This window comes from Microbacterium sp. S308A+ (genome assembly GCF_049800815.1).
GTDB lineage: Bacteria > Actinomycetota > Actinomycetes > Actinomycetales > Microbacteriaceae > Microbacterium.
This window is the reverse complement of sequence record NZ_JBNAFT010000002.1, coordinates 475,494-492,820: the sequence shown is the minus strand read 5'-3', so window position 1 is coordinate 492,820 and position 17,327 is coordinate 475,494. Positions and strand designations below refer to the sequence as shown.

Below are 17,327 nucleotides of genomic sequence, written 5' to 3'. Positions count from 1 at the left end.
ATAGAACTATTGTCGCCACCCTCCATCCGGTTCGCCCTCGGCGGTGGTCCGGTCCACACTGACCTCATGCGCATCACGCCCCGCCGTCTCGCCGTCGGCATGAGCCTGTGGCTCCCCCACCTGTTCAGCGGCATCCGCGTCCGCCGGTTCAGTCAGGACTGGACGCACGCGACCGTGGAGCTCCACGTGAACCTCTTCACCCGCAACTACGTGAAGACCGCGTTCGGCGGGTCCATGTCGGCGATGACCGATCCGTACTTCTTCATGCTCCTGATGCACCAGCTCGGGCGCGACTACGTGGTCTGGGACACCCGGGGCGAGATCGAGTTCCTGAAACCGGGCCGTGGTGTGCTCACCGCGGAGTTCCACGTCCCCCGGGAGCGGGCCGAGGCTGTGCGCGAGCGCGCCCGCGGAGGCGCGAAGGTCCTGGAGTGGTTCGAGACCGAGATCACCGATCGGGGCGGCGACGTGGTCGCAAGGGTCCGCCGCGAGGTGTACGTCCGCGAGAAGAAGCGGGTGACAGAGGGGCGATGACCACCCCTCTGACGGCAGACCCCTCCCCCGCGGCCCAGGAAGGCCATCGGCGGCGTGACTAGGCTTTCCCGTCGAGAGCGCGGCATCTGCACGCCGGCGACGCCGACTGCCGCGATCGCGGCGATCTGACCGAGGGAGGACGATGAGCGGATCGACGCCGCGGCTGAGCCGCGCCGCCCGCCGCGAGCATCGCCTGCTCACCCGCACCCCCGGGATGCCCCCTCCCACGCATAGCGGCGTGACCGTGGAGCGAGGCCTCCGCGTTCCGGGCGGGTCGGGGAACGCCCTCCTCACCGACCATTGGAGCGCGGAGGGAGCGGGCGGCACCACGCTCTTCGTCCGGACGCCGTACGGTCGCGAGAGCATCGCCGGCGCCGCCCTGTTCTTCGCAGAGCGCGGACACCACGTCGTGGTTCAGAGCTGCCGCGGCACCTTCGGGTCGGAGGGGACCTTCGACCCGCTGCACAACGAGGCCGCCGACGGACGAGCGGCCCTGCGCTGGCTGCGCGCCCAACCGTGGGCCACCGGCCCGGTGCACACGTGGGGCGGCAGCTACTTCGGCGTCACCCAGTGGGCGATGTGCGAGGAGGACCAGCGTCCGGATGCCCTCGGCGTCGCCGTCTCGGCACGCTCCTTCGACGACGCGATCCTCTACCGCGGCGGCGGCTTCGGGATGGAGACCCTCCTCGCCTGGGCCTACGCGCTCGACCTGCAGGAGCACCCTGCGGTGTCCCGCCTCTGGCGGATGCTGCTGTCGTATGGTCGCCTGCGCCGCGCGTCCTTCGCTCTCCCTCCCGCGGAGGCCGTCGTCCGCGCCCGCGCCGGAGACCCGCCGTTCTTCCGCGACTGGATCGAGCACAGTGACGCGGGCGATCCGTGGTGGACGCCTCTGCGCTTCGCGCAGGACCCGGCGACGATCCCGCCGACCGTGCTGCTCGCCGGCTGGCAGGACCTCTTCCTGGAAGGACAGCTCGACGACTACGCCGCGCTGCGAGAGGCAGGGGTGCCAGTGCGCCTGATCGTAGGCGACTGGCGGCACGGCGCACCGGAGACGCTGGCCGTCGGCGCGGGCGAGGCGCTTCGCGGCTTCGACGACCCGATGGCCGGGCCCGCCGTGCGCGTCGAGGTCACCGGAGGCGGCGGCTGGCAGGATCTCGCCGAATGGCCGCCGCCGGCGACGTCCGAGGTCTGGGAGGCCGAGGCGGACGGCACGCTGGAGCATCACGGGCGGGTTCGCCCCGCGGGGACGGCGACGTATCGCTACGACCCCGCCGACCCCACGCCCAGTGCCGGCGGACGCACGCTCAACCCGTTCTCGGCGGGGCGCCGCCGGCAGGAGGTCAGGGAACGCCGCGACGACGTCCTGACGTTCACCACCGCGCGGCTCGACGACGACGAGCTGATCATGGGATCCCCCGTCGTCGATCTTGAGATCGCCTCGTCCAATCCCCGCGTGGACGTGTTCGTCCGCCTGTGCGAGGTCGACACCCATGACGTGTCTCGGATGATCACCGACGGCTACCTCCGTCTCGGTCCGGACGCCGCGCCCGGAACGAGACGGCGAGTGCGGATCGTACTCGCGCCGATCGCCCACCGGTTCGGCCGTGGATCACGACTACGCCTCCAGGTCTCCTCGGGAGCCCACCCGCTCTTTCTCCGCAACCCGGGCACCGAGGACCCGATCCGGGACTTCGGGCGTCTGATCCCCAGCGAGCAGACCGTCTTCCTCGGCGCCGACACCCCGCTGCTTCTGCGCCTTCCTCGTCCCCGCACGACCTGAGGCGCCGGACACCCGCCGTTCACCGAAGCGGGGCATGATGAGGGGATGTCCCTCGCACGCCGGCTGACGCTCCCGGACGCGGTGGCCATCGGTCTCGGGGCGATGATGGGCGCCGGTGTCTTCGCCGTGTGGGGACCGGCCGTGGACGCTGCAGGAGCAGGCCTCTGGATCGCCCTCGGCGTCGCGGCGGTCGTCGCGTTCTGCAACGCCTCCTCCTCCGCCTGGCTCGCCGCCACCCATCCGGTCTCGGGCGGCGCCTACGCCTTCGGCCGCGCGGAGCTCGGACCATGGTGGGGGTACGCCGCGGGCTGGTGCTTCGTGATCGGCAAGCTGGCGAGCTGTGCGGCGATGGCGATGACGTTCGCCGCCTACGTCGCTCCGCCTCCCTTCCGTTCTCTGGTCGCCGCGCTGGCGGTCGTCGCGCTCACCGTCGTGACCTGTCTCGGTGTGACCCGCACGGCGCGAGCGACGCAGGCTCTGGTCGTGATCACGATCCTCGGTCTCGCGCTCGTGGTGATCGCCGCGGGGGTCGCGCTTCCCGCGGCCGCTCCCGCCCCGCTCCCCGACCCGACGGCGTACGGAGTGCTCCAGGGTGCAGGACTGCTGTTCTTCGCCTTCGCCGGCTACGCCAGAATCGCCACGATGGGCGAGGAGGTCCGAGAACCGGCGACCACCATTCCCCGTGCGATCGCGATCTCGCTCGGCGGCGCGCTGGGCGCCTACCTTCTCGTCGGAGGCGCCGTCGCACTGGCCCTCGGCGGTGACGTCACCTCCTCCGCCTCGCCGCTCGCGGACGTCGTGGCCGTGGCCGGCTGGGGCCCGTGGGCGGACACGGCGGTGCGGATCGCCGCGGCCACCGCGTCTCTCGGCGCCCTGCTCGCCCTCCTCGGCGGCATCGGTCGCACGACGCTCGCGATGGCGCGGGAGTCCGATCTCCCCCGCCTTCTCGCCCGTATCGATCCCGTGCATCGGGTGCCGCGTCGCGCCCAGCTCACCGCCGGCGGCATCGTCGCCCTCGTCGTCCTGCTCACCGACCTGCACGGCGTCATCGGCTTCTCGTCGTTCGGCGTGCTGCTCTACTACGCCGTGGCCAACCTCGCGGCGTTCTCCCGGTACCGATCCGGATCGCTGCGCCGTCGCGCGACCGCCGCCGGCGGAACGGCAGGATGCCTCCTCCTCGTCCTCACCCTGCCGCCCACGTCCTCGGCGGTCGGGGTCGCGGTCCTCGCCGCAGGTCTGCTCCTCCGCGTCGTCCGCCTTCGACTCAGCGCGGGCCGGCGCGGTACGCCGACGGCGTGAACCCGAGGACCGCGCGGAAGTCGTTCGTCAGATGGGCGTGATCGGCGTAGCCGAGATCTGCGGCGATCGTCGCGAGATCCACATCATGGCCCTCTCTCACAAGCGCCGCGGCCTCCTGCAGGCGCCGACGCCGGATCATCGCCGCGGGCGGCAGGCCGACCGCCCGGTGGGCCATCCGCTGCAGCGTTCGCACCGAGACGGAGAGCCGCGCGGCAGCAGCCTCCGGATCGCGCACCGAAGGGTCGCCCATGAGGAGGTCCGCCATGGCGTTCGCCTGCCTGGCGGGCTCGGGAACAGGGCCCACGCGTCGCGACAGCCAGGCGGCGAGCGCCGACGCGGCACGCTCCCGACGCCCCTCGCCTGTCGCCATCGCGGACCGGACCGCGTCGAGCAGTCCAGGGGCGTCCAGCTGGCGGGCGCCGTCGCGAAGGGCTGCGGGATCGGGGACGAGGGCGATGACGGCGGCGGGGCGCAGGAGCGCGCCGACCGCCCATCCGCTGCCGACGAGATCACGGTGGCTGAGCCGCGTCGTCGCCCCGATGATCGAGACCCCGTCCCGCTCGACCACGAGGTTGAGCGCGGGATAGGCGACGACCTCCTGCCGCGAGGTTCCGCCTGGCTCGATCTTCCACTCCGGGATCCAGATCCAGTCCACCAGTTCCTCGGCGCTGGGCGGGGCGGGGAGACGGTGGAACGCGGGGAGCCGGTCCGGATACAGCACGCCACGCGCGGGGTTCACCATGTGCACCAGCGTAGGACCGCAAGGTGTCGCGGATCTTCAAGCCGTGGGCGACAGCACATCCATACCGTGAGGTCATGACCACGAACGAGACCCCCACGACCGGCGTGACCGGCGTGCACACGACGGAGGGCCGCCCGAACACGGCGACCTCCCTCACCCCGTTTCTCGCTATCCCTCGCGCCGCGGAGGCGATCGCCTTCTACCGCGACGTCTTCGGCGCCCGCGTCGTCGATGTGACGGAGTTCGGCGGTGTCGTCGCGCACGCCGATCTCGATTTCGGCCTCGGCCTGCTCCAGCTGGGCGAGCCGAGCCCGGAGTACCGCCTCGTCCCTGCACCCGCCGGCGGGGAGGACTGCTACTCGCTCGGTCTGTACGTCTCCGACGTCGACGCGCTGGTGGCACGTGCGGTCGCGGCGGGCGCCACCGTGCGGGAGGAGCCCTCGACCTTCGTCTCCGGCGATCGGTACGCGAGCATTCGCGACCCCTTCGGCGTCCGGTGGTCGATCATGACCCGCGTCGAGGACCTCTCCCCCGAGGAGAGCGCACGAAGGGTCGCCGAGTGGGCGGCCGCCTTCACGCAGCCGCCGACCGAGGTCGCCCCCGACGCCTGAGGGCCCGCTCTGCTCCGCGCACGACCGCGGGGAGCAGAGCCTCCGCGGTGCGCCGGTAGCCGAGCGCGCTCGGATGGAAGCGGTCGCGGCTGAACATCTCGTCCGGTTCCTGCGCGAACAACGGTCCGACCGCGCGATGCAGGTCCACCGGCTCGGCGCCAGCCGCTGCCGCGGCCTTCGCCTGGGCCTCGGCGAGACGCCGCGAGATCCGGGACGCGAGATGGCGCAGCGGCTGAGGCACCGGACGCAGCGCGCCGAGATCGGGGCAGGTCCCCACGACCACCTCGGCACCGCATCGCCGCAGCCGCGCGATCGCCGCGTCCAGATGACGAACCGAGACCGTGGTCGGGATCCGATGGGTCACGTCGTTGCCGCCGACGACGATCACCGCGACCTCGGGGCGGTAGCGACGGGGCAGTGCATCGAGCTGCGCCTCGAGGTCGGGCGACTCGGAGCCGACGACCGCCGCCGTGCGCAGACGCACCGGTCTGCGCAGCCGACGCGCCACGGATCGGGCCAGACGACCGCCGAGAGTGTCCTTCCGCCGTTCGACCCCGAGCCCGGCGGCGAGGGAGTCGCCCAGCAGCAGCAGATCGAGCGGTGCGCCGTCGAGTCGTCGCCGCCACACCCGGTCGGCGTCGACGGCGTCCTCACCGAGGGGCTTTCCGATCCGGCGCCGGGCGAGGGCGGCCTGACGGACAAGGGTGAGTCGCAGCGCACCGACCGTCGTCACCGCCATCGCCACGACGGTGACGCTCAGCGCCGTCGCTCTGGCGGCCGGGAGCCTCCCGCGTGCACGAGCCATGCGCCGATCCCACCCTGATCGGATGAACGGCGAATGACCGCGAGATGGCGGACGGGCCACTCAGCCGAGCGGGCGCAGCTCCACGGCGCCGACGGCGTCGCCCGCCCGCACCGAAGCGAAGGTGGTGTACCCGTCGGCGGACGCACGCTCCAGGAGCGCCTTCAGGTTCTTCGTCCGCTGCTCCAGGCGCACGCGACCCACGCCGCCGGTCGCCAGCAGGGCGGCCTTGTGCGCGAGGAGCTCGGCGACCGGCACGTCGGCATCATGCACGAGCACCACGGCCGAAGCGGCGTCCCGCTCACGGTCGGCGACGAGGTCGACGATCCGCTCGAAGCCGATCGAGAACCCGACCGCGGGCACGTCCTGCCCCAGGAAACGGCCGATCATGCCGTCGTATCGCCCGCCACCGCCGAGCGAGTAGTCGACCGAGGGGTGCGCGAGCTCGAGGATCGTGCCGGTGTAATAGCCCATGCCCCTGACGAGGAAGGGATCGAAGGCCAACGGCACGGGATCGGCGCCGTCGGCCGCGGGGCGGGCCGCCGCGACGGCCTCCCCGAGTCCGACGAGGTGGGCGATGACGTCGTCCGGCGCACCCTCGGGCAGCGCCGCACGGATCTGCCGCTCCCCGTACGGGTGGTACTCGGTGGTCCGAGGGCGGCGCAGGAACGCCTCGAAGGCGTCGACCGCCGCTACCGTCGCCCCACGGTCACGGAGCTCGGCGACGATGCCCTGCGAGCCGATCTTGTCGAGCTTGTCGATGGTGATGAGCACGCCGGGACGCTCGGGGCCGGCGAAGCCGAAGGAGTCGAGCATCCAGTCCAGGGCGCGCCGGTCGTTCACACGGACCGTGCCGCCGTCGAGCCCGAGGGCGTCGATCGTGTCGAGCGATGCCACGACGAGCTCGGCCTCGGCCCGCGCGGAGTCATCCCCGATCACGTCGATGTCGCACTGGACGAACTGGCGGTAACGCCCCTTCTGCGGGCGCTCCGCCCTCCAGACCGGGCCGATCTGGATCGAGCGGAACACACCGGGCAGCTGCCCGCGGTTGCTCGCGTAGAACCGGGCGAGCGGGACGGTGAGGTCGTAACGGAGCCCGAGGTCGGACAGCCCGGCGGGCTGGTCCGCGGCCGCACGGATCGCGTCGGCGTCGAGACCTCGCCGCAGGATCGCGTAGGAGAGCTTCTCGTTGTCGCCGCCGATCCCCGCATGCAGACGGTCGTACTCCTCGACCACGGGGGTCTCGATCTCGTCGAAGCCATGCGCCCGATACCGCTCCCGGATCACGGCGAGCACGCGCTCCCGGCGCGCCTTGTCGGCAGGAAGGAAATCGCGCATCCCGCGCGGAGGGTTCACGGTGGCCACGCATCCATCATCCCAGGTCGCGCGACACGCTCCGCCTCAGCCCTCGGCCGTGCGCACCTCGTCCTCGAGCGCACGCACCCGCTCGCGGAGCGCCCGCTCCGCGTCCCATCCGGCCCCCCGTGCCCGGGCGACGAGGGCGAGGAGCGCGTCTCCCAGCTCCGCCTCGGACGCCGGCGCCGACGGCGCCTCACCCGGCGAGGAAGCCGGGATCCCGACGCCGACACCGTCTGCCCTGCCCAAGAGCTTCTGCGCGAGCGCGAGCGCCGGCATCCCCCGAGGGACACCGTCGAGCACGCTCCGCCGTGTGCTCTTCTCCGCGGCCTTCGCCGCGTTCCAGTGAACGAGCACCTCTTCCGGCGTCGTCGCCACGGCGTCGCCGAAGACATGCGGATGACGACGCCGCATCTTCTCGGTGACGGCGCGGGCGACGTCGTCGACGTCGAAGGGTTCGTCCGGGTCTTCCGCAGCGATCGCCGCGTGGAAGAGCACCTGCCAGAGGAGGTCGCCCAGCTCTTCACGGAGCCCGGCTCTGTCGTCGGTCTCGACCGCGTCGATGAGCTCGTAGGACTCCTCCACCAGATACGGCACAAGCCCGCGGTGCGTCATCCGCTGCGACCATGCACATCGGTCGCGCACGTCCCGCATCGTCTCGGCGGCCGCGCGGAGCGGATCCCGCGGATCGGTCCCCTTGCCGACCGCGCTCATGCGGCGTCCTGGGCGGCGCGACGGTAGCCCCGTGCCCGCGCGGACACGAGGAGCGCCGCCAGGGCGAGCGCGACGAGGGATCCGACGAGCACGCCGAGGATCGCCTGATCGCGGAGAGCGAGCTCGCCTGCGAAGGCGAGGTTCGCGAGCAGGAGCGACACGGTGAACCCGATGCCGCCGAGGGCTCCTGCGGCGAGAAGGTCAGGGAAGGGGATGGCCGCCGGTGCACCGCGGGGGCGGATGCGCATCGCGACCCAGCCGAACCCTGCGATCCCGAGGACCTTGCCGACCGGAAGGGCGATGACGATACCCCAGAAAGCCGGCGAGAGCTCGGTCGGCGACACCTGCGGGATCACGACGAAGGCGGCGACGAAGGCGAACAGCGGCAACACGATCGCGTTGACCCAGGGTTCCAGCACATGCCGCGCCGCGTCAGCCGGCCGCGGCGCCATCACGAGGCCCAGCATCACACCGGCGATCGTCGCATGCACGCCGGAGGACGCCACGAGCCCCCAGGCGACCAGTCCGACCACGACCATGAGGATCCCCACCGGCAGCCGTGCCGGACCGCGCAGCAGTCGGCTCAGCACACCGAACACGATCACGGCGACGACGCCGAGGGCGAGCAGACCCAGGTTCAGGTCCTTCGCGAAGACCACCGCGATGAAGACGATCCCCACGATGTCATCGAGAATGGCAAGGGCGAGCAGGAACACCCGAACGGCCGACGGGATTCCCCGGCCGAAGACCGCGAGAACGCCCAGAGCGAAGGCGATGTCGGTCGCCGTCGGGATCGGCCATCCGCTGCTCGTCTCGGGGCCGCCCGCGATGAGGAGGTAAAGCGCGATCGGCACCAGGATCCCGCCGGCGGCCGCGATCGCGGGCTGCACCGCCTTGCGTGCGCTGTTGAGGTCCCCCCGCGTCAGCTCGTACTGGAGCTCGAGCGCGACGACGAAGAAGAAGACCGCCAGGAGCCCGTCGGAGATCCAATGCTCGATCGACAGGTCGAGCGCCGTGCCGGGCACCGCCAGGTGCGTCTCCAGCAGGCCGGCGATACCGTCGTGGGCCGGAGTGTTGGCGAGCAGGAGCCCGAGCCCCGCGACCGTGAGAAGGAGGATGGCCGGAAACTGCTGGGAGCGGAGAAGCCGCAGACGGGAAGACATCGTGTCCATCGTATGTCCGCCCTGCCCCGCCTGCGGGTTCGAGGGCACGCCGCGGGCGCATTACCCTCGAACCGTGACCCCCGAACCCACCACCACCGAGGCCATCGCCCTCGTCGGCCGTTTCGAGGCCGGGAGAGGGATCCCCGACGAGATGCGCGCCGACGTCCGGATGCTCGGCGCCCTGCTCGGCCAGGTGCTCCGCGAGTACGGCGGCGAAGGCCTCTTCGAGGACGTCGAGCGTCTGCGGACCGCCACGATCCAGGCGTACACGGACGAGAGCTCCGATGCCTTCGAGCGGGCGGTCGAGATCGCCGACTCCTTCACGGTCGAACGGGCGGACGAGGTCGCCCGTGCCTTCACCGCCTATTTCCATCTCGTGAACCTCGCCGAAGAGCATCAGCGTGTCCGCGTGCTCCGCGAGCGCGCCGGACGCCCCGGCCGCGAGGACGCCGCCGACACGGTGGCCGCCGCCTTCTCCCGTCTCCGCGACGAGGTCGGCGAGGAGGAGGCTCGTCGCAGGCTGAGCGCGCTCCGCTTCCATCCCGTCTTCACCGCCCATCCCACCGAGGCCCGCCGCCGGGCGGTGTCGTCGAGCATCCGCCGTCTCGCCGCCCTGCTCGTGCAGCACGACGCCGCGAGCACCGGCGGCGCGGAGGAGCACCGCGCCCGCCGCCGGATGCTGGAGGAGATCGACACCCTCTGGCGCACCGCTCCGCTCCGCGCCGAGAAGCCAGCGCCCGCCGACGAGGTTCGCACCGTCATGAGCGTCTTCGACGAGACGCTGTTCACCACGGTCCCCCACGTCTACCGCCGGATCGACGACGAGCTGCGCGGCGAGGAGTCCGGCAGCTCCGCACCGCTGGCGCCGGCGTTCGTGCGGATCGGCTCCTGGGTGGGCGGAGACCGCGACGGCAATCCCTTCGTCACCGCGACGGTGACCCGAGAGGCCGCAGCGATCGCCGCGGACCATGTGCTCCGCGGCCTGGAGCGTGCGTTCGAGCGGATCGGGCGCACGCTCACCCTCGATGCCGGGGACACCCCGCCCAGCGACGAGCTGATGCGCCTATGGGCGGGTCTGAGCGAGGACGACCCGGCGGCGGCCGCGGAGATCGCCAAGCGCTCGCCCGACGAGCCGCACCGCCGCGTGCTGCTGCTCCTGGCCCGTCGCATCGCCGCCACCCGTCAGGGCGAGGATCACGGCTACGCCGGCCCCGACGATCTGCTCGCGGATCTGCGCGTCGTCCAGGAGTCGCTCCGGGCGGCCGGCGCCCTGCGCCACGCCTTCGGCGGCGTCCAGCACCTCGTCTGGCAGGTGGAGACCTACGGGTTCCACCTCGCCGAGCTCGAGGTCCGCCAGCACTCGCAGGTGCACGCGCGGGCGCTCGCCGAGCTGGAGGCCGGCGGGGCGTTGAGCGCGGAGACCGAGGAGGTGCTCGAGGTCTTCCGCGCGATCGCCGACATCCAGCGCGAGCGGGGACCGCGCGCGGCGGGCCGCTACGTCGTCTCCTTCACCCGGTCCGCGGAGGACCTCGTGAACGTCCACCGGCTCGCCCGCCGCGCCTTCCCGGACGGCGGCGGCCCGGTGCTCGACGTGGTCCCGCTCTTCGAGACCTTCGCCGACCTCCAGGCCGCCCCCGGCATCCTCGCCGAGGTCGTGACGCATCCCGAGTTCGCCTCCCGCCTCGCCCAGACCGGCCGACGCCTGGAGGTCATGCTCGGGTACTCCGACTCCTCGAAGGACGTCGGACCGGTCGCCGCCAACCTCGCGCTCTACGAGGCCCAGGCCGAGATCGCGCGCTGGGCACGGGACTCCGGGATCGAGCTGACCCTCTTCCACGGCCGCGGCGGCGCGCTGGGCCGCGGCGGAGGACCCGCGAACTCGGCCATCCTCGCCCAGCCGCCGCACTCGGTCGACGGCCGGTTCAAGCTCACGGAGCAGGGAGAGGTGATCTTCGCCCGGTACGGCGAGCCGGCGATCGCGATGCGCCACATCGACCAGGTCGCGGCAGCGACGCTCCTCGCTTCTTCCCCCGAGGTCGAGCGCCGTACGAGCGAGGCCGCCGCGCGCTTCGCGGACGTCGCGGCGGCCATGGACGCGGCCTCCCGGGAGCGTTTCTTCTCGCTCGTGCGCGCCGACGGGTTCGCGCCCTGGTTCGCGACCGTGACCCCGCTCGAGGAGATCGGCCTGCTCGCGCTCGGCTCCCGGCCCGCGCGCCGTGGCCTGTCGGTCGAGTCGCTTGAGGACCTCCGTGCGATCCCGTGGGTCTTCGCGTGGACCCAGGCGCGGATCAACCTGGCCGGCTGGTTCGGCCTCGGCACCGCCCTGGAGGCGGTCGGCGACGAGGAGGTGCTGCGTGCGGCGTATCGCGACTGGCCTCTTCTGCACACGATGATCGACAACGTCGCGATGAGCCTGGCCAAGACCGACCTCCGAATCGCGCGCCGCTACCTCGACCTGGGCGACCGCCCCGAGCTCGCCGCGCTCGTCCTGGAAGAACTGGAGCTCACCCGCACCTGGGTGATCCGCCTCACCGGCGGATCCGAGCTCCTGGAGGACAAACCGGTGCTGCAGCGGGCAGTGAAGATGCGCAGCCCCTACGTCGACGCGCTCTCGCTGCTGCAGCTGCGCGCGCTGCGCGGTCTGCGCGCGGCGGCCGCGGACGAGACGGCGCCGACCCCGCCGGATCTCCAGCGACTGCTCCTGCTCTCCGTGAGCGGGGTCGCCGCCGGGCTGCAGAACACCGGCTGAGGCCGCGCTAGAGTGAAACCTCGCGCCGCATCCGGCTCCCCCGCGACACGATCGCTCCCCTCGTCTCCTCGTCCAGAAAGTCCTCGCGTGACCGAGACCTCTACGATCGCCCCTGAGTTCCACCCGCTCGCCCCCGCCGTGCAGCCCGTCTTCGACACCGTGCAGGCGCGCAGTCCGCACGAGCCGGAGTTCCACCAGGCCGTGCACGAGGTGCTGCACTCGATCGCCCCGGTGCTCGAGAAGCACCCGGAGCTCGGGGAGAACGGCGTGCTGGAGCGCCTGGTCGAGCCGGAGCGACAGATCATGTTCCGCGTGCCGTGGATCGACGACGCCGGGCGTCTGCAGGTCAACCGCGGCTATCGGATCCAGTTCTCCTCGGTTCTCGGCCCCTACAAGGGCGGGCTGCGCTTCCATCCGTCGGTCAACCTGTCGATCATCAAGTTCCTCGGCTTCGAGCAGATCTTCAAGAACGCGCTCACCGGCCAGGGCATCGGCGGAGGCAAGGGCGGATCCGACTTCGACCCGCACGGCAGGTCCGACGCGGAGGTCATGCGCTTCTGCCAGTCGTTCATGAACGAGCTGTACCGGCACATCGGCGAGCACACCGACGTCCCCGCGGGCGACATCGGCGTCGGCGGTCGTGAGATCGGCTACCTGTTCGGCATGTACCGCAAGATCACCAACCGTCACGAGTCGGGGATCCTCACCGGCAAGGGGATCGGCTGGGGCGGCGCGCAGGTGCGCACGGAGGCCACCGGCTATGGCGCCGTGTTCTTCGTGCAGGAGATGCTCGACGTGCACGGGGAATCCCTCGAGGGCAAGCGCGTGGCGGTCTCGGGGTCGGGGAACGTCGCGATCTACGCGATCGAGAAGGCGCAGCAGCTCGGAGCGCGTGCGGTGACGGCGTCCGACTCGTCCGGCTACGTCCGCGACGACGCCGGGATCGACCTGGCCCTTCTCCGTCAGATCAAGGAGGTCGAGCGCGGACGCATCGTCGAATATGCCGCGCGGCGTCCCGGTGCCCGCTTCGTCGAGGGTGGGAACGTCTGGGAGGTCCCGGTCGACATCGCGATCCCGTCCGCGACGCAGAACGAGCTGAGCGAGGAGTCTGCGAGGGCGCTCGTCGCCGGTGGCGTCCGTGCTGTCGCCGAAGGTGCGAACATGCCCTGCGTGCCCGAGGCCGTCGAGGTGTTCCAGCGCGCCGGCGTGCTGTTCGCCCCTGGCAAGGCCGCGAACGCCGGTGGCGTGGCGACCTCGGCACTGGAGATGAGCCAGAACGCCGCCCGTCAGCGGTGGGGCTTCGCCGAGAGCGAGCAGAGGCTGCGCGAGATCATGGCCGACGTCCACCACGCCGCGTTCTACGCCGCCGAGCGCTACGACGCTCCCGGCGACTACGTGGTGGGTGCGAACTGCGCGGCGTTCGAGCGCGTCGCCGGGGCGATGCTCGCGCAGGGCGTCATCTGACCTGACCTTCGAGATCGGCTCTGAGGGCTCAGCCGATCTCGCGGTCGTCGGCGTGGCGGGCGAGCGAGCGGCCATAGCGCTCGGTGAGCTGGACCATGAGATCCGGTGTCTCGCGGTCAAGGCCGAAGACGTATCCCGGGAAGTCGAGCTCCTGCTGGGCCGCCGCGATCTCGTGATGCCGGTCGGGCGGCAGCACTCGCAGCGGGTCCCCCACGGCTACCCAGCCGATCGGCACGACGGCGTCGGCGGGAAGGGTCGTGCGCAGGTGCACGACAGCGTTGATCCGCACCTCCGCGCGCTCGCCGATCCGTGCGCCGTTGAAGACTCGGGTGCCGGTGGCGAGGAAGACCTCGTCCGCGATCGTCGCGCCGGAGACCGAGGCCCCGGGGCCGATCAGCACGTGGTCGCCGATGTGCACGGGGCCTGTGGCACTCGCCCGGATGACCGCGTTCTCCATGACGATCACATTCTCGCCGAGGACGATCGGGCCGCCTTCCGCGGTGATCACCGCGCCATGCAGGACCTGGCATCCCGGGCCGATCCGTACATCGCCGGAGACCACGGCGGACGGCGCGATGACGGCGGTGTCGTCGATCCGGGGCCGAGCCCCGAGGTGCTCGTAGATCATCCCGTCAGCGTAGTCCTGCGGCGCGCTCCTGTCCCGGCCTCGACGTCGCCGTAGCAAGCGGTGACGGTCCGAGCCGCCCCGTCCAGCACGACCTCGCCGCCGTAGGGCAGGATCCACTGCGGGCGGGTGTGCCCGAACGGCACGCCCACGCACACGACCGCCTCCGGGTTGTAGCGGGAGATCTCCGCGACCACGGCGTCGCGCTGGGCGCCCCTCATCCGTCGGGCCTCTTCCGCCGGCGGGACCGCGTCGAAGGTGCTCACCGGCGGGCGCGCGACGAGGACGCCGGCGACCTCGGCGAGCATCCCCCTCTCCCCCAGCCCGCGAACCCAGGAGGTGATCGTCTCCACCGACGTCAGCCGCTCGCTCGCCTCCAGCAGGAGTACCGCGCCGCGGAGCTCGCCCGCCGCGGGCAGACGATCGGCGAGAGCGAGCTGATCGAGCACCTCGAAGCAACCGCCCCACGTCCGTCCGGCCACACGGTGCTCCGGCCCCGACCAGGTCCATGAGCCGCTCTCGCTCCGGTCTCCGAACTCGACGAGCGAGCGGGGGCTCTCCCACCGGCGCCCGAAGTCCTCGGACTCCCCCGGTTCGGTGAGAAGGATGGCGCCGCCCTCGAGCAGTGCAGCGCGGAGCGACCGGGCGTGAATGTTGTCGACCTCCGGCCCGGCGCCGAGATGGATCTGGGTCGAGCCGCCGTGGAAGGCAGCGACGCCGTTACGCCAGAGCCAGGAGAGGATGTTCGTGTTGTCGCTGTACCCGAGGAAGGGCTTCGGATCGGTGCGCGGCAGCGAAGGGTCCAGATGCGGGGTGACGAGGACCTGATCGTCTCCGCCGATGGTCGCGATGATCGCACGGATGTCGGGATCCGCGAACGCGGCGTTCACGTCAGCCGCCCGGGCTGCCGGACTTGCCCCCCTCAGCCGAGTGGTGGGGTACTCGACGGGGACGAGGCCGGTCGTCTGGCGCAACCGCGCCATGGCCTGCTCATGCAGCGCCACGGAAACCGCGGGAGCGGCGAAGGAGGGCGAGAGCACGGCAATGCGATCGCCCGGTCTGGCCTTCAGCGGAAAAAGCATGCAGTCATCCAATCAAACCGCTTTCGTCAACTTTGTTTGACGAAAGCGGTTTAGTCAATGTAAGTTGACGACTGCAGTGTTTCGAAGGAAGCGCTGCAGTTGTCCGAGGAGGCCCGATGTCCGTTCCGCGCACCGATTCGACGATGGATCCCCGGGGCGAGCCGCTGGCAGAGCTGCACCGGCTCGCCGAGGCCCGCGCCCAGATCGCTCGCGCCGAGGAGACGCAGGTCCGCCGTGCACGCGTGGCCGGATACTCCTGGCAGGCCATCGCCAGCGCTCTCGGCGTGAGCCGTCAGGCGGTGCACAAGAAGTACGGAAGACGATGAGCACAGCCGTCTCCGCGATGACAGGACGCGGCGACGGAATGCCGGGGACCACTCAGCTTGTTCGTCCCTGACATCCCGCCGCCGCGGTTCGTGGGGCCGCCTCCGCTGTGAGGAAGGCGACGAGACGCACGGCTCAGGCTTGCGCGAGCCGGTAGCGCAGGGAGGCCAGCTCGGCGCGAAGCGCCGCGGGGAGCTTGTCTCCGAAGGTGTCGTAGAACTCCTCCGTCAGATCGGCTTCCGCGCCCCAGGCCTCGCTGTCGACCGTGAACAGCTCCTCGAGATCGGCCTCGGGGATGTCGAGCCCCTCGAGGTTGAGGTCCTCGGTCTTTGGCAGGCGTCCGATCGGGCTGTCCACCGCGCCGACCTCGCCGGAGACGCGACGGACGATCCAGTCGATGACCCTGGCGTTGTCGCCGAACCCCGGCCACAGGAAGCGGCCGTCCTCGCCGCGGCGGAACCAGTTGACCTGGAAGATCCTCGGCGCACGATCGAAACGGGCGCTGCGGCCCACTGCCAACCAGTGGCCGAAGTAGTCGGCCATGTTGTAGCCGCAGAAGGGCAGCATCGCGAACGGGTCACGACGGAGCTCGCCCACGGTCCCCTCCGCAGCGGCGGTCCGCTCGGACGAGATGGTCGAGCCGAGGAACACGCCGTGCGTCCAGTCCGTCGCCTCCACGATGAGCGGCACGTTGGACGCCCGCCGCCCGCCGAAGAGGATGACGTCGAGCGGGACCGCCTGCTCCCAGTCTTCTGAGATCTGCGGGCACTGCGCCGCCGAGACGGTGAAGCGCGAGTTCGGATGCGCCGCAGGACGGCCGGAGTCCGGCGTCCAGGGCTGCCCCTGCCAGTCGATGAGCTCGGCGGGCGCCTCGTCGGTGAGCCCCTCCCACCACACGTCGCCGTCTGGGCGCAATGCCACGTTCGTGAAGATCGTGTTGCCCCAGAGCGTCTCCACAGCCGTCACGTTCGTCGACTCGCCGGTCCCGGGGGCGACTCCGAAGAAGCCCGCCTCGGGGTTGATCGCCCAGAGGCGCCCGTCCTCACCGGGACGGATCCAGGTGATGTCGTCGCCGAGGGTCTCGACGCGCCACCCGGGGATGGTCGGACGGAGCATCGCGAGGTTGGTCTTGCCACAGGCCGACGGGAACGCGGCGGCCACGTGGTAGGCCTTCCCCTTCGGATCGATCACGCGGATCAGGAGCATGTGCTCGGCGAGCCACCCCTCGTCGCGGGCGATCACCGAGGCGATGCGCAGCGCGAAGCATTTCTTCGCGAGGATGGCGTTGCCGCCGTAGCCGGATCCGTAGGAGTAGACCTCGAGCGTCTCCGGGAAGTGCACGATGTACTTCTCGTCGTTGCAGGGCCACTCGACGTCCGTCTCTCCTGGGGCGAGCGGGGCGCCGACGGTGTGCACGGTGCGCACCCACGGCGCGCCCTCCGCGATCTGCCGCGTGACGGCGGCGCCCACCCGGGTCATGATGCCGATCGAGGCGACCGCGTAGGCGCTGTCGGTGATCTGGACGCCGATGTGCGAGAGCGGGCCTCCGACCGCTCCCATGGAGAACGGCACGACGTACATCGTGCGACCGCGCATCGAGCCCTCGAAGAGGCCGTTCATCTTCTCGCGCATCACAGCCGGGTCGGCCCAGTTGTTGGTGGGGCCGGCATCCTCCTCGCGCTCGGAGGCGATGAAGGTACGCCCCTCGGTGCGGGCGACGTCGCTCGGGTGCGAGCGGGCGAGGTAGGAGCCCGGACGCCACTCGGGGTTGAGCTTGATCAGCTTGCCCTCGTCCACGAGCGCACGCAGAAGCGCGTCGTTCTCCGCGCGTGAGCCGTCCACCCAGTGCACTGCGGCGGGCTGGGTGAGGGCGCGGACCTCCTCGACCCAGGCGGCGAGCTCGGCGAACGCCGGAGTGTCGTACTCGGGCGCCGAGCCGAACGCACGCACGGGTGCGACGGCGGGGGTGCGCGGGGTGGACGTCTCAGCGATGGCCATGTCTGCTCCTTGGAAGAGGCGGGCGTTGAGACCATTCTTGAGCGCTATCGAGACTCTTTCGGGATGAAAGTTCAGATAAGAAAT

15 protein-coding genes are annotated in these 17,327 nt (G+C 71.4%); 7 read left to right on the top strand and 8 right to left on the bottom strand.

The window, feature by feature from the left end:
• Positions 1-66: 66 nt before the first annotated feature.
• From ACP15J_RS08055 to ACP15J_RS08045, 3 genes are all read left to right on the top strand, one after another.
• A complete protein-coding gene (locus ACP15J_RS08055) occupies positions 67-534 on the top strand; it encodes a DUF4442 domain-containing protein (RefSeq protein ID WP_424936492.1) in 468 nt (155 codons plus the stop codon).
• Between the two features lie 142 nt (positions 535-676).
• The gene (locus ACP15J_RS08050; RefSeq protein WP_424936491.1) at positions 677-2,314 is read left to right on the top strand and encodes a CocE/NonD family hydrolase; all 1,638 of its coding nucleotides are present in this window, start codon (positions 677-679) and stop codon (positions 2,312-2,314) included.
• 45 nt (positions 2,315-2,359) lie between these two features.
• Positions 2,360-3,613, top strand: coding sequence for an APC family permease (locus ACP15J_RS08045; RefSeq protein WP_424936490.1), 1,254 nt, complete (start codon positions 2,360-2,362; stop codon positions 3,611-3,613).
• On the opposite strand, the gene ACP15J_RS08040 is transcribed toward ACP15J_RS08045, so the two are convergent.
• Entirely contained in the window at positions 3,579-4,355 is a 777-nt protein-coding gene (locus tag ACP15J_RS08040) for a helix-turn-helix domain-containing protein (protein ID WP_424936489.1), read from the bottom strand. The two genes, ACP15J_RS08045 and ACP15J_RS08040, sit on opposite strands and share 35 nt — an antisense overlap.
• A gap of 74 nt (positions 4,356-4,429) precedes the next feature.
• Between ACP15J_RS08040 and ACP15J_RS08035 the strand changes: the two genes are divergently transcribed.
• On the top strand, positions 4,430-4,966 hold the full coding sequence (locus tag ACP15J_RS08035) for a VOC family protein (RefSeq protein WP_424936488.1): 537 nt from the start codon (positions 4,430-4,432) through the stop codon (positions 4,964-4,966).
• Here ACP15J_RS08035 and ACP15J_RS08030 read toward each other — a convergent pair.
• From ACP15J_RS08030 to nhaA, 4 genes are all read right to left on the bottom strand, one after another.
• A complete protein-coding gene (locus tag ACP15J_RS08030) occupies positions 4,929-5,771 on the bottom strand; it encodes an SGNH/GDSL hydrolase family protein (RefSeq protein WP_424936487.1) in 843 nt (280 codons plus the stop codon). The two genes, ACP15J_RS08035 and ACP15J_RS08030, sit on opposite strands and share 38 nt — an antisense overlap.
• Positions 5,772-5,831: 60 nt before the next feature.
• Positions 5,832-7,106: a histidine--tRNA ligase gene (locus ACP15J_RS08025; protein WP_424980917.1), complete on the bottom strand. Its 1,275-nt coding sequence runs from the start codon at positions 7,104-7,106 to the stop codon at positions 5,832-5,834.
• A gap of 63 nt (positions 7,107-7,169) precedes the next feature.
• A complete protein-coding gene (locus tag ACP15J_RS08020) occupies positions 7,170-7,838 on the bottom strand; it encodes a MazG family protein (RefSeq protein ID WP_424936485.1) in 669 nt (222 codons plus the stop codon).
• On the bottom strand, positions 7,835-9,001 hold the full coding sequence (gene nhaA / locus ACP15J_RS08015) for a Na+/H+ antiporter NhaA (protein WP_424936484.1): 1,167 nt from the start codon (positions 8,999-9,001) through the stop codon (positions 7,835-7,837). The genes ACP15J_RS08020 and nhaA overlap by 4 nt, the downstream gene beginning before the upstream one ends.
• A gap of 151 nt (positions 9,002-9,152) precedes the next feature.
• Here nhaA and ACP15J_RS08010 point away from each other — a divergent pair, with 151 nt between their 5' ends.
• Positions 9,153-11,750 (top strand): phosphoenolpyruvate carboxylase, encoded by a 2,598-nt coding sequence (locus ACP15J_RS08010; RefSeq protein ID WP_424980916.1) that lies wholly within the window; start codon positions 9,153-9,155, stop codon positions 11,748-11,750.
• An 87-nt stretch (positions 11,751-11,837) separates the two neighbouring features.
• Positions 11,838-13,214, top strand: coding sequence for an NADP-specific glutamate dehydrogenase (gene gdhA, locus ACP15J_RS08005; RefSeq protein WP_424936482.1), 1,377 nt, complete (start codon positions 11,838-11,840; stop codon positions 13,212-13,214).
• Between the two features lie 28 nt (positions 13,215-13,242).
• On the opposite strand, the gene ACP15J_RS08000 is transcribed toward gdhA, so the two are convergent.
• Both ACP15J_RS08000 and ACP15J_RS07995 read right to left on the bottom strand, forming a co-directional pair.
• Positions 13,243-13,842, bottom strand: a complete 600-nt coding sequence (locus tag ACP15J_RS08000; protein ID WP_424936481.1) for a gamma carbonic anhydrase family protein — start codon at positions 13,840-13,842, stop codon at positions 13,243-13,245.
• Positions 13,839-14,921, bottom strand: coding sequence for an LD-carboxypeptidase (locus ACP15J_RS07995; RefSeq protein WP_424936480.1), 1,083 nt, complete (start codon positions 14,919-14,921; stop codon positions 13,839-13,841). Before ACP15J_RS07995 ends, ACP15J_RS08000 begins: the two co-directional genes overlap by 4 nt.
• 116 nt (positions 14,922-15,037) lie before the next feature.
• Between ACP15J_RS07995 and ACP15J_RS07990 the strand changes: the two genes are divergently transcribed.
• Positions 15,038-15,247, top strand: coding sequence for a helix-turn-helix domain-containing protein (locus ACP15J_RS07990; protein WP_424936479.1), 210 nt, complete (start codon positions 15,038-15,040; stop codon positions 15,245-15,247).
• Between the two features lie 133 nt (positions 15,248-15,380).
• Here the strand turns inward: ACP15J_RS07990 and ACP15J_RS07985 are convergent, their stop codons facing one another.
• Entirely contained in the window at positions 15,381-17,243 is a 1,863-nt protein-coding gene (locus ACP15J_RS07985) for a phosphoenolpyruvate carboxykinase (GTP) (protein ID WP_424936478.1), read from the bottom strand.
• Between the last annotated feature and the right edge of the window lie 84 nt (positions 17,244-17,327).

Bases quoted from the DNA above. Each gene is read 5' to 3' on its own strand.
- ACP15J_RS08000 (WP_424936481.1), bottom strand. From the start codon at position 13,842: ATGATCTACGAGCACCTCGGGGCTCGGCCCCGGATCGACGACACCGCC.
- ACP15J_RS08045 (WP_424936490.1), top strand. From the start codon at position 2,360: ATGTCCCTCGCACGCCGGCTGACGCTCCCGGACGCGGTGGCCATCGGT.
- ACP15J_RS08025 (WP_424980917.1), bottom strand. From the start codon at position 7,106: ATGCGCGATTTCCTTCCTGCCGACAAGGCGCGCCGGGAGCGCGTGCTC.
- ACP15J_RS08010 (WP_424980916.1), top strand. From the start codon at position 9,153: ATGCGCGCCGACGTCCGGATGCTCGGCGCCCTGCTCGGCCAGGTGCTC.
- ACP15J_RS07985 (WP_424936478.1), bottom strand. From the start codon at position 17,243: ATGGCCATCGCTGAGACGTCCACCCCGCGCACCCCCGCCGTCGCACCC.
- ACP15J_RS08030 (WP_424936487.1), bottom strand. From the start codon at position 5,771: ATGGCTCGTGCACGCGGGAGGCTCCCGGCCGCCAGAGCGACGGCGCTG.
- ACP15J_RS08020 (WP_424936485.1), bottom strand. From the start codon at position 7,838: ATGAGCGCGGTCGGCAAGGGGACCGATCCGCGGGATCCGCTCCGCGCG.
- nhaA (WP_424936484.1), bottom strand. From the start codon at position 9,001: ATGTCTTCCCGTCTGCGGCTTCTCCGCTCCCAGCAGTTTCCGGCCATC.
- ACP15J_RS08050 (WP_424936491.1), top strand. From the start codon at position 677: ATGAGCGGATCGACGCCGCGGCTGAGCCGCGCCGCCCGCCGCGAGCAT.
- ACP15J_RS08055 (WP_424936492.1), top strand. From the start codon at position 67: ATGCGCATCACGCCCCGCCGTCTCGCCGTCGGCATGAGCCTGTGGCTC.
- ACP15J_RS08040 (WP_424936489.1), bottom strand. From the start codon at position 4,355: ATGGTGAACCCCGCGCGTGGCGTGCTGTATCCGGACCGGCTCCCCGCG.
- ACP15J_RS07995 (WP_424936480.1), bottom strand. From the start codon at position 14,921: ATGCTTTTTCCGCTGAAGGCCAGACCGGGCGATCGCATTGCCGTGCTC.
- ACP15J_RS07990 (WP_424936479.1), top strand. From the start codon at position 15,038: ATGTCCGTTCCGCGCACCGATTCGACGATGGATCCCCGGGGCGAGCCG.
- ACP15J_RS08035 (WP_424936488.1), top strand. From the start codon at position 4,430: ATGACCACGAACGAGACCCCCACGACCGGCGTGACCGGCGTGCACACG.